The sequence below is a fragment of the Tautonia plasticadhaerens genome, from assembly GCF_007752535.1.
GTDB classification, from domain to species: Bacteria; Planctomycetota; Planctomycetia; order Isosphaerales; family Isosphaeraceae; genus Tautonia; species Tautonia plasticadhaerens.
On record NZ_CP036426.1, the window covers coordinates 7434101 to 7446058 of the forward strand.

Consider the following 11958-nt stretch of genomic DNA (forward strand, 5'->3'; position numbering starts at 1 on the left):
TCGTCCCACGCCGAGGGCCCGACCCTTATCGCACGCCGGGGCCCTCGATGCAAGGGTCGGACCCCGGTCGAGATGCGGCGCCGACGGACCGGTCGAAGCCCGACCGCGGGCAGAGGGCCAGCCCGCCGCCGCCCCCGGGGCCGGGCAGGTCGACCGGCCGGAGGGTGGGGGCCGGCCGCTCATCGCCCCGATCCGCCCGGCTCGTACAGGACGTACCCGGCCCAGTGGACCGGATCCGAGGTCGAGGGCCGCTCGGCGACCGACCGCCGGGCGAGCTCGAGCGCCCCGGCCGCCGACAGGCCCCGGGCGAGGCCCCGGTGCAGCCCGGCGGCGAAGGCGGGGGCCGAGTCGGCCGGCGGGTCCCAGAGCGACACGATCACCGCGTCGGCCCCGGCGGCGAGCCAGCCCGAGGCCAGGTCCCTCCAGGCGGTCGGCGTCGCCACCGGGGGCATCGGCCGGTGCTCCAGCTGGAGCACCACCAGGGCGCCGTCCAGCTCCAGGCCGAGCACGTCCGACTCCGAGAGCCTCGGCGTCCCCGGGTCGATCCCCCCCGAGCCCTCCGGCCCGAGCAGCAGCTCCGGCCCCCCCGAGCCCGACTCGGCCGGGTCGAGCACGGCGACGGTCGAGAGCTGGAGCACCCCCCGCGGCCCCCCGGGGCCGATCAGCCGCGCCGGCAAGGACGCCAGATCCCCCGGCACCTCGACGGCCGGACCCCCCTCCCCGTAGGCCGACCGCACCGCCAGGGCCCCGACCACGTCCCCCGCCGACATCACCAGCACCGACCCCCGCCGATCCCCCCGCCCCCGGCCCGACGCCCGGGCCCTCCGGATCATCGAGAGCGACGGGGCATACGCGATCGAGGGCAGGCCCGGCCCCCCCTCTCCGGCCGCCAACGCCCCCAGCGGCACCGCCGAGTCGGCGTCCCCCGGCACGACGACCAGCCGATCGACCCCCGCCAGCCCCCCCCGGAACGGGCCGAGGACCGACTCGACGATCAGGCGACCCGGCGGCAGGCCGTCGGGCGGCGTCTCCCCGGGCGGGAGGTCCGGCTCGGGGGCGATCGAGAGCAACCCCCCGGGCCCCGGCGTCTCGTCCAGCTCGCACGACCGACCCCCGTCCCCCAGCGAGGCCCGCCAGAGCCGGGCGGCCCTCCCCAGGGCCGGTCGACCGATCGGCAGCCGCCTCGCCAGCACCGGCCCGCCGGGGCGGATCAGGAACCCCGACAGCGACTCCGGCCCCGTCGGCGAGACGACCAGCACCGCCTCACCGGCCCCCAGGCGGAGCGAGGAGGGGTCGAACGGCCGGGTCGGGTCGGCCAGCGAGAGTTCCTGGTGCTCGGCGGCGCGCCGGGCCTCCAGGCCCCGGACCCGGGCCCGGGACCCCGAGTCCGCCCCCCCCAGGCCGATCGGCGCGAAGGCCGACCGCCTCGCCTCCCGGAGCGCCCCCTCCGTCGTCCCCCCCGGCGGGGCGATCCCCCGGGACGACCGCACCAGGGCCTCCCCCGACCGCTCGAACCAGCCGACCAGCGCCTCCTGGTCGATCGCACCCAGGGCGTGCCCCGGCATCCCCCCGGCGAGCTGGCACCGGGCCAGGCCCCGGTGCGCCCGGCCCGCCGCGAAGGCGATCGGCCGGGCCGCCCCCCGGGTCCGGGGCCGGTCCCCCTCGGGGGCGAGGGTCCGGGCCACCCGGGCGTACAGCGCGATCGCCTCCCCCGGCCTCCCGAGCCGCTCCAGCGCCTCGGCCCGCTCCAGGTCGGCCTCGATCGCCAGGTCCGACCGCCCCGCCTCCCGGTGCGCCTCGCCCGCGAGGGCGAGCAGCCCGGCCCCCGACGCCAGCGACCCCTCCGAGGCGACGGCCACCCGGCCCCGGACGTGGGCGATCGCCGCCGCCTCCGGCAAGTCGGACGGGCCCCCGGGCGGCCCGTCGGGGACGGGCCCGACGTCGATCCCCGCCCGACGCCGGACGGTGGCCCGGCGCAGGGCCCATTCCGGATCCGAGGGCCGATCCTCGGCGAGCACCCGGGCCGCCTCGGCCCATCTCCCCAGCGCGGCGAGGTCGCCGACCCGCTCCAGGGCCGCCTCCCTCGCCAGGTCCTCCCGGCCGGCCGGCGGCGGGGTCAGCCGGCGGAGCAGGCGGTCGCTGGCGAGGTCGGCCGCCTCCCAGTCCCCCCGGGAGGCGGCCAGGGCGGCGGCGATCCGGTCGAACTCCGGCGCCTGCCGGATCACCGGGTCGGCCTCGGCGAACCGGGCGACCGGCCCGAAAACCGAGTGGGCCTCGGCCGGCCTCCCCAGGGTGAGCAGGCCCCAGGAGGCCATCGCCTCGGCGATCCTGGCCTGGCGCTCCAGCCCCGGGTCGGCACTTCGGTACAGGGCAGCGGCCTCCCGGAGCTCCGCCAGCGCCTCCTCGATCCGGACCGGGTCGGCCGGGGCCCCCCGGCCGTCGAAGCCCGGCAGCAGCAGGCTGCCGGCCCAGAGTCGCAGGTCCGCCTCCCGGGCCGACCACCCCCGCTGCTCGAACGTCGACCGCGCCGAATCGATCGGCGGCCGGATGCTCGACGTCGGCCAGCCGGTCGCCTGCCGGACCGCCGCCGTCAGGGCCGCCACCTCGGCCGAGGCGTCCCGGTCCAGCGCCGGGTCGGCCTCCAGGTCCCTCACGGTCGCCAGCAACCCGTCCAGCTCCCCCCGGTCGAGCCGCCGCCTCGCCTCGGCGATCCGCCCGGCCAGCCGCTCCGAGGTCGTCGAGGCCCGGCCCTCCCCGGGCCTCGGATGATAGGCCCGGCGATGCGGCCGGAAGGCCAGGTCCGGCGCCCCGTCCAGGGAGATCGGGCCGGCCGACCTCGCCAGGTCCTCGGCGTCGTAGACGAGCAGGCGGCCGGCCGAGTCCGCCACCGCCAGCCGACGGCCGGCCGGGTCGAGCGGGTCGCTCGCCACCCGGCCCTCCCCCTCGGCCGGGAGCCCCCGCACCTCCGAGGGCCTCGGCGGCCCTCCTCCCTCGCCCCGGACGAGCAGGATCCTCCCCTCGCAGGCGACCACCAGCCCCTCCCCCCGGAGCACCCCCGCCAGCTCGACCCCCTCGGCCGGCAGGGGGAACCGCCAGCGGGGGACGCCGTCCCGGTCGGACCGGACCAGCGCCGGGCCGTCGTCCGCCGGGCCGACCAGCCGGACGAGCCCCCCGCCCGCCCCCTCCGCCGCCGAGCGGGCCGGGCCGATCGGCTCGGCCGGGCCGTCGAGCGACCGGCCCCGCCGCTCCGAGCCGCCGTCGGCCCGGAAGACGAGGACCGACCGGCCGCCGTCGGCGAACCCCAGGCCCGTCACCCCCGAGGCCCGGCCGCTCGACCTCGCCTCGGCCCTCGGCGGGCCGATCGCGTCCCGGCCGGGCCGGAACCGGAGCAGCCGGCCGTCCCCCAGCCCCGCGAGCAGGTCCCCGGGGCCGATCGGCTCGACGGCCAGCGCCCCGATGGCGCCGCAGTCCAGCCGGTCGATCGGCCGGGCGATCGCCCCGGAGGTGTCCCAGAGCAGCAGGCCCCGGCCGTCCCCGGTCACGGCCCGGTCGGCCGAGCAGAGCGCCAGGCTCGACAGGTCGCCCCGGCCCGGGGGCACCAGGCCGACCGACACCGGGCCCGGCCCCGCCGGGGGCCGGTAGGCGGCGAACCGGCCGTCGTCGAAGCGGACCCCGAGCCTCCGGTCGGCCGCCGGCCCCCCCCAGCAGAGCCCCTCGACCCCCGCCGCCTTGCCGCCGGGGGGGGCGAGCGACCGGGCGTCGTCGGCCACCGACGCCTCGGCCTGGTCCCGGGAGGAGGCGCCCCCCGGGGCGCAGCCGATCCCGAGCGACGCCAGCAGCAGGGCCAGCATCGCCGTCGGGGCCGGGGGCGGCATCCGGGCCGCCGGGTGGGTCCGGCCATCCTGGCCGGGCCGGTCCTGGGTCATCTCGGGTCAGCCCAGGCGGCCGAGGAAGGAGCGGATCGCCGCGTCGGTCGCCCCGGGGGCCTCCATCGGCGAGAGGTGGCCGACCCCGGGGATCACGATCAGCTCCCCGTCCGACGCCGCCTCGGCCATCGCCCGGGAGTCCTCCTCGGGCACGATCGCGTCCTCTTCCCCGGCGATCACCAGCACCGGCACCCGGAGCGACCGGATCACCCCCAGCCGGTCCGGCCGGGTCGCCATCCCTCGCAGGGCCCCGGCGGCCCCCCCGGGGGCGGTCCTCCGGATCACCCCCGAAATCTGGTCGACCAGCTCCGGCCTGCCGTGCAGGGTCGACGGCGCGAACAGCTTCTCGACCATCCCCGACAGGGACTCGGTCGAGCCCTCGTGCTCGATCGTCCTCGCCGAGTCCTCCCGCCTGGCGGCCGCCTCCGGCGAGTCGGCGCCGGCCCGGGTGTTCAGGAGTATCAGCCCCCGGATCCGGTCCGGGAGTCGTTCCGCCATCGCCAGCGCGACGTATCCCCCCATCGACAGCCCGCCGACGACGTAGGGCGGCTCGATCCCGGCGGCGTCGAGCGTCTCGACCACGTCGGCGGCCAGCTCCTCCATCGGGTACGGCCCCGGGGGGGTGGGGGACTCGCCGTGGCCCCTCAGGTCGGGCGTGACCACCCGATGGTGGCCGGACAGCACGCCGATTTGGCCCGACCACATCGTCCGGTCGAGCGGGAAGCCGTGCAGCAGCACGACCGCGGGCCCGCTGCCCTGTTCGTCGAAGGCCAGCCTCATCGGTGGGGCTCCTCCCCTGGGGTCGCTCGGTCGGCTCGGCTCGTTGCGGACGCTTGGCGACTCGAGGCGCGGGATCACCTCCGTTCGGATCGGTCGCCGATTCTAAAGCGGATCATGGGCGCGGTCAAACCCGACCCGACCGCCGGCCCATCGGCCCGGGTTCCTCGGATTTCTCATGTCGACGCCGTCGCGCCCAATTATGCTGAGGCCCAGTCGGGCCACCTCCCCTTTTCGGCCCGCCGACGTCGGCCGGAGGACTGGGTACCGGCGGGGAGCATCGCCATGACCGTCTCGAACCGATGCCCGACCTGCAACGCCGAGCTCCCCCCGGGCTCCCCGCCGGGCCGATGCCCCCGATGCCCGACGAGCGACGCCGGCCATCACTCCCCGAGCCCGACCCTCGACGCCACCGCGACGATCACCCCGGCCCGCCTCCCCGGCGCCGACCCGACCCTGGACCACCCCGCCCGGCCCATCGCCGACGCGACCCCGACCTCGACCCTCGACGCTTCCCCGCCAACCGCCCCGCCCCCCTCCCCGGCCCTGCCCAGCCCCTTCGGCCCCTTCGAGCTGCAACGGATGCTCGGCCGGGGCGGCATGGGCGTGGTCTACCGGGCGATCCACAGCGGCTTGAACCGCCCGGTGGCCCTGAAGATGATCCGGGCCGGGCTGCTCGCCGACGCCGACGACCTGCGACGCTTCCGCAATGAGGCCCGGGCCGTTGCCCTGCTGGACCACCCCGGCATCGTCCCGGTCTTCGAGGTCGGCGAGCACGACGGCCGGCACTACTTCAGCATGAAGCTCGTCGAGGGCGGCACCCTGGCCGACCTCATCGCCGAGGGCCGGTCCCTCCCCCGAGGCTCGGCCCTGCTGGTGGCCGAGGCCGCCCGGGCGGTCCACCACGCCCACATCCGGGGCATCCTCCACCGAGACCTGAAGCCGGCCAACATCCTCCTCGACGTCGAGGGCTCTCCCCTCGTCTCCGACTTCGGCCTCGCCAAGCGGATCGGGCCCGACGCCGACGCCGACACCGAGCAGACCGCCGACGGTGCCATCCTCGGCACGCCCGCCTACATGAGCCCCGAGCAGGCCGGCGGCCCGGCCGGCTCGATCACCACGGCGGCCGACGTCTACGGCCTCGGCGCCATCCTCTATGCCCTGCTCGCCGGCCGGGCCCCGTTCCAGGGCGAGAGCACCGCCGCCGTCCTCGATGCCGTCCGCAATCGCCCCCCCGCCCGCCCCTCGGCCCTCAACCCGGACGTCCCCAGGGACCTGGAGACCATCTGCCTGAAGTGCCTGGAGAAGGACCCCGCCCGGCGGTACGGCTCGGCCCTGGCCCTCGCCGACGACCTGCTCGCCTGGCTCGACGGCCGGCCGATCGCCGCCCGACGGGCCGGGCCGGTCGAGCGCGCCCGGCTCTGGTGCCGGAGGAGGCCGGCGGTCGCCGCCCTGGCCGCGGCGGTCGTGCTCGCGGTAGTCGTCGGGGTGGCCTCGACGATCGTCCTCCAGGCCCGGGCCAACGCCCGCCTGGAGGCCCAGTACCAGGCCACCCTCAAGGCCGAGGCCCTGGCCGACGACCGCCTCGACCGCGCCATGCAGGCCATCGAGGACTACTACACCGGCGTCTCCGCCGACGCGATCCTCGGCCAGCAGGTCCCCGAGGCCGTCCGGGAACGCCTCCTCTCCCGCCCGATCCGGTTCTACGAGGAGCTGACCCGGGAGCTGGACGCGAAGGCCGACCCCAGCCCCCGGGAGCGCCTGCTCCTGGCCGAGGGCCGCTCCGGCCTCGGACAGATCCTCCTGATCCTCGGCCGGCCGACCGAGGCGGCGGGCCAGTGCCGGGCGGCGATCGCCGTGCTCGATCGCCTGGCGGCCGACCGGCCCGACGACCCCGAGGCCCGGGCCGCCCTCGCCTCGTCGGAAATCGACCTGGGAAAGATCCTCCACGCCTCCGGCGAGATCCGACTGGCCATCGACGCCTTCGGCCGGGCCGCCTCCCGCCTCGAGGCCCTCCACGCCGAAGCCCCAGGGGAGGGCTCCTACCGCGACCTGCTCGCCGACGCCTGCAAGAACCTCGGCCAGATGCACCTGCTCTCCGGCGACTCCCGCTCCGCCCGGACGATCGTCGGCCGGGCCGTCTCGCTCCGGGAGGCCCAAGCAGCCGAGCACCCCGACGACCCCGAGGCCCGCGCCGGCCTGGCCGACAGCCGCCTCGCCCTCGGGACCGCCCTCTACCTGGGCGGCCAGCTCGACGCGGCGAAGGCCCCCTACAGCCGGGCGATCGAGGGCTACGAGGCCCTCGCCGCCGAGTCCCCCGACGTGACCTCCTACCGGTCCGGCCTGGCCCTGGCCTGCAACAACCTCAGCGGCGCCCTCGCCCAGCTCGGCGAGTACGAGCCGGCCCGGGCCCTGCTGGAGCGGGCCATCGCCCTCCGGGAGGCCCTGGTGGCCGAGCGCCCCGGCGTCCCCAAGTATCGCGACGACCTGGCGATGAGCCTCTACAACCTCGGCAGCGACGACTGGGGGGACGGGCGGCTCGAACCCGCCCGAGAGGCGTTCCAGCGATCGATCGACCATTACCTCGCGCTGACGGCCGAGCACCCCGACGTGCCCGAGTACCGCGCCGGCCTGGGGGACAGCTACACCGGGCTCGGCCGGGCCCTGTCCGGCCTCGGCGAGTCCGGCCCCGCCCGGGACTCCTACGAGCGGGCCGTCTCCTGCTTCGAGGCCGTCTCGGCGGCCCGGCCCGACGAGGGGGACTTCCTCCTCCGACTGGCCGGGGGCTACGCCGACCTCGCCTCGGCCTGCCAGGAGGCAGGCGAGCTCGACCGCGCCGAGGAGCTCCTCGACCGGGCCGTCCCCCTCCTGGAAGCCCTCTTCGAGGCCCACCCCGAGGTGATCGAGTACCGGGCCGGCCTGGCCGACGCCTGCCTGAACCTCGGCAACCTGCTCAACGGGCTCGGCCCGGAGGGCTCGGCCCGGGCCGTCGGGGCGTATGAGCGGGCGATCGCCCACTCCAAGGCCCTGACCGCCGCCCGGCCCGGCCTGGCGGTCGACCGCCTGGCGACCGCCTGGGGATATGGCGGCCTCGGCCTGGCGCTCCGAAGATCCGGCGACCCGACCCGCGCCCGGGACGCCTACATCGAGGCGATCTCCCGCCTCGACGCCCTCGCCGACGACCACCTCGACGTCCCCCTCTACCGGACCGAGGCGGCCAAGACGCGCAAGAACCTCGGCATCCTGCTCGGCTCCCAGGGCGACGACGCCGGCTCCCTCGACCAGTTCCGAGCCGCCCTCGCCCTCGCCGAGCCCGGCAGCCCCCTCGCCGCCGACCTCGCCGACCTGCTCGCCGTCGCCGAGGCCGCCGTCGCCATCGGCGACCGGATGGGGCCCCTCCTCCGAGGCGACGCCCTCCCCCGGGATGCCGACGAGGCCCGAGCCGTCGCCAACCTCGCGTATGACCGCGGCCTGTATGCCGCCTCGGCCCGGCTCTGGGCCGACGCCCTGGCGGCCGACCCCTCGCTGGTCGACGATCCGCACGTCCCCCACCGCTACTTCGCCGCCTGCTCCGCCGCCCTCGCCGGCACCGGCCAAGGCGAGGACGACCCTCCCCCCGACGACGCCTCGAAGGCCCTCCTCCGCTCCCAGGCCCTCTCCTGGATCCGAGCCGAACTGGACCGCCACGCCCCGCTACTCGACGACCCCGAGGCCCGATCGGCCGTCTCCTCGACCCTCTCCTCCTGGCGATCCGACCCCGACTTCTCCGGCCTCCGCGACCCCTCGGCGATCGACGCCCTCCCCGAGGGCGAGCGCGGCTCGTGGCGCACCTTCTGGCTCGACCTCGACCGCCTCGCCGAGCGTGCCCTCTCCGGCCCGACCCCCTGATCCCGGGCCGCGTCGAATCGCATCACTCGAACCCTCGGCGGGCTCGTAGGCGGCGGCCACGCCCGCCGATCCGCGATCGTGACGAATCGACGCAATCCGGCATGACCCGATCCCAAGGCCCCCTCGGCCTCGATCTCCCCGAGCCGGGCCCCGGCCGCGTCCCCCTGCCCTCCTGCGCGATCTCCGCCCCGAAACGTGACTGCCGGGCCGATTCTCCACGATGATAACGGAAGGGGATCGTCCCCCGCACTCTCCGGCCGCTCTCCCCGGCCGGTCCCAGGGCTCGGCGACTCGGCAACCCGATGAGAATGGGCGTTCGACCGACGGACGATAGGGGCATGCCGCTCCGCTTTCCTGATGAGGGATCAGCCTTGCCCCCGTCCCCCGTCCCCCATCCCCAAGGGCCCCCCGACCCGGCAGGTCGCCCGGCGCGAAACGAACCCGATGGCCTGGTGCGCCCGAGCGGAACGAACCCAGCCCGCTTGCCGCAACACCATTCCCTGAAAGGAATGTCGCCCGATTTTGCCCCCGCCACCGAGGCGCACCGCCCGCGTCCCGGCAGGCCGACCGCCCGACGCCGCCCGGCCGGCCTCCCACGCATCCCCCACCGGGACGGGTACGGACATGGGCCGCTCAGGAATCCCTCGACGCCTCCCCTCGCTGCCGGCGCAAAACGAAGCCAATCCCCGGGGAGTGCCTCGCCGAACGAACCCAACCCGGTTTCCGCAACCCGTTCCGGGAGAACACCAATCGACCAATTCCGCCCGGCGCGCCGCGGCGCACCGGAGCCGATCCGGTCAGCGTCCCGAGGGCATGGCGTCGTCCAGCCCCGCCCGCTCGGGGCGGGAGAAGTAGCGTCGGATCAGGGCCTCGGGCGGCCTGGGGCCGACGAGGCTGCCGAGGATCCCCAGTCCGAAGGAGGCGACCAGCCCCCAGAGCAGCGGGTGCAGGCCGAAGAGGTTGATCTCCTCGGTCCGCCAGGACACCCCGATCGCCGCCAGGGGCCGGCCGAGCATCACCGGGGCGAACAGGACGACGGTGGCCAGGAAGCCGCCGAGCATCGCCAACCAGGCGCCGAGCCGGGTCATCCGCTTCCAGTAGATCCCCAGGGCGATCGGCGCCAGGAAGGTCGCGGCGAAGCCGGCCCCGGTCATCACGATGAAGTCCTGCAGGAACCTCGGCGGGTTCAGGGCCATCAGGGTCACCAGCACGCCGCTGACGGCGGTGGTGGTGTAGCTGATGACCTTCACCGACTTCTCGGACAGGTCGGGGTTGATGCTCCGCTGGACGATGTCCCGCACCACGGCCGAGCTGATGAGCAGCAAGAAGGAGTCGACGGTGGACATCACCGCCGCGAAGGGGGCGGCGATCAGGATCCCGGCCAGCCACCAGGGGGCGACCCGACTGGCGAGTTGGGGCATGATCTGGTCGGACCCGGCGGTCAGCTCGGCGGGGTGGATCACCTGCTGGGCGGCCGTGAACAGGAAGATGATCGGCAGGTAGATGCAGCCGAAGTAGATGGTGACGGTGAACAGGGCGTACCGGAGCGTCTTGCTGTCCTTGAAGGCCATCAGGCGGACCATCGTCCCGGGCTGTCCCGCCCCCGAGATCGCCCACATGAAGAAGAAGGAGATGGCCATGCCGATGGGGTGGAACGGGTCCCCCGCCCCCCTGCCCCGTTGCTTCAGGCCGGGCCCGAAGACCAGGTCGCTGCCGGGCCTCAGGTGGTTGGGATCCTCGGTCAAGGGTGCGGTGCCCGCGCCGGCCAGGCCGGGGTAGCTCTCCAGGATCGGGACCTCGGCGACGACCCATCGCGAGGCTTCGGGAGAGGCCCCGACCGCCTCGACGACCTGCCGGGCGGTCGCCCCCGGCTCGTCCCCCCGGCCTCGGGGCAGCGTGACCGACACCCGGACCCGGCCCTGGTCGTCCTCGGCCACGTCGACCGCCGGGGCGTCGATCTCGGGCCCCTCGGCCGGGGCGAGCCGGTGCTCGACCATCACGTCGGCCGGGGTCAGGCCCCGGTACTCGATGGCGTTGTCCCGGGCCGCGAGGCCGACGACCAGCCGGGGGGGCCGCTCGGCGATCTCCCGGGTCGCCGTCCCCAGCCCGCCGACCGCCGCCATGGTGAACGGGATCAGCAGCAGCACGCCGACCCCCATGACGATCCCCTGCATCACGTCGGTCCAGACCACCGCCCGGAAGCCGCCGTAGGCCGTGTAGACCACCACCGTGAACGAGAACAGGAGCAGGCCGATGACGTACCCCGTGTCGGTCCCCGAGATCGCCAGCAGCGGGGAGAGCATCCCCGTGCCCTCGACCCAGGGGACGATCGAGTCCCGGTACCCGGGCGTGCCTTCGAGCAGCACGTTCAGGATGATCCCGCCGGCCTTGAACTGGGCGATCAGGTTCGTGAGCGTGAAGAAGACGATCACCCCCGAGGCCAGCAGCCCCAGGCCCGGCGAGGCGAACCGCTCCCGGATCACGTCGGGGATGGTGATGGCCCCTGCCCGCCGGGCGACCTGGTTGAGCCGCTTGCCCAGCAGGCCCATCGTCACCGGGGGCACGATCATGTAGCTGGCGATCCAGAGGGCCACGACCCATCCATAGGTGTAGACCAGGGACGGATACCCCGTGAAGCTCCCCCCGCTGGCGCTGGTGGCCGCGAAGGTGAAGGCCAGGGCCCAGACCCCCAGCCCCCGGCTGCCCAGGAAGTACTCCGCCAGGAACGACTTCGACTGCAACAGCCGGTTGGAGAGGATCGCCAGTCCGAAGACGCCGACCATGTAGCCGAGGAAGACCAGCCCGGTCGCGATCTCGTGGTTCATCGTCTCGTCAGGCTCCCCGGGCCGGGTCGACCATGTGCTCGTCCTCGCCGCGGTCCATCGGCTCGGGGTCGTCCTTCATGTACGCGAAGCAGAGCCAGGCGCTGAAGCCGACGCAGGCGACCCAGGGCACGACGATCCCCCACAGGGCCCAGTCCGGGATCCCCAGGCCGAAGGGGGTGCCCAGCGAGTCGGGCGTCCGGTCGAACCGCCCCAGGTCCGGCACCAGCGCCGAGACCTCCCCGGCCACCCGGTCGTGGCGGGTATAGCCGTTCACATAGCAATACGAGACCGTCCAGATCATGCAGGCGAGCCAGGCCAGCAGGATGACCAGGGCCTCCCGGCGGGAGTCGAGGTAGACGGGGTCGTCGTCGGGGTCGGCCATCGTGGGCGCCGCTCGTTCGGGGGTCGGGTCGGGGGGTGGGGCTCGGTGCCGGCCGGGGGAGCGGCCGGCGATGGTCACCCCTTTTCGCACAGGCCGGGGCCCGACGCAATGCCCCGCCGCGGGCCGCCCCGGCGGCGATCGGCCCGGCTCGATTCGCCGA

The 11958-nt window shown here is 75.7% G+C and carries 5 protein-coding genes; 1 reads left to right on the forward strand and 4 read right to left on the reverse strand.

The genetic code is table 11. The annotated features are described in order from the left end of the window. Positions 1–179 precede the first annotated feature (179 nt). Together ElP_RS40820 and ElP_RS29705 are read right to left on the reverse strand one after the other, a co-directional pair. A complete protein-coding gene (locus ElP_RS40820) occupies positions 180–3926 on the reverse strand; it encodes a CHAT domain-containing protein (RefSeq protein WP_145276410.1) in 3747 nt (1248 codons plus the stop codon). Between the two features lie 6 nt (positions 3927–3932). Next, the gene (locus ElP_RS29705; protein WP_145276412.1) at positions 3933–4706 is read right to left on the reverse strand and encodes an alpha/beta fold hydrolase; all 774 of its coding nucleotides are present in this window, start codon (positions 4704–4706) and stop codon (positions 3933–3935) included. A 282-nt stretch (positions 4707–4988) separates the two neighbouring features. Here ElP_RS29705 and ElP_RS29710 point away from each other — a divergent pair, with 282 nt between their 5' ends. Then, positions 4989–8591 carry a serine/threonine-protein kinase gene (locus ElP_RS29710; RefSeq protein WP_197446483.1) on the forward strand — a complete coding sequence of 1201 codons (3603 nt, stop codon included), beginning with the start codon at positions 4989–4991 and terminating at the stop codon, positions 8589–8591. A 797-nt stretch (positions 8592–9388) separates the two neighbouring features. On the opposite strand, the gene ElP_RS29715 is transcribed toward ElP_RS29710, so the two are convergent. Together ElP_RS29715 and ElP_RS29720 are read right to left on the reverse strand one after the other, a co-directional pair. Next, complete coding sequence (locus ElP_RS29715) at positions 9389–11416, reverse strand: sodium:solute symporter family transporter (protein ID WP_145276416.1); 2028 nt, start codon at positions 11414–11416, stop codon at positions 9389–9391. A gap of 7 nt (positions 11417–11423) precedes the next feature. Beyond that, a complete protein-coding gene (locus tag ElP_RS29720; RefSeq protein WP_145276418.1) occupies positions 11424–11798 on the reverse strand; it encodes a hypothetical protein in 375 nt (124 codons plus the stop codon). Positions 11799–11958 lie beyond the last annotated feature (160 nt).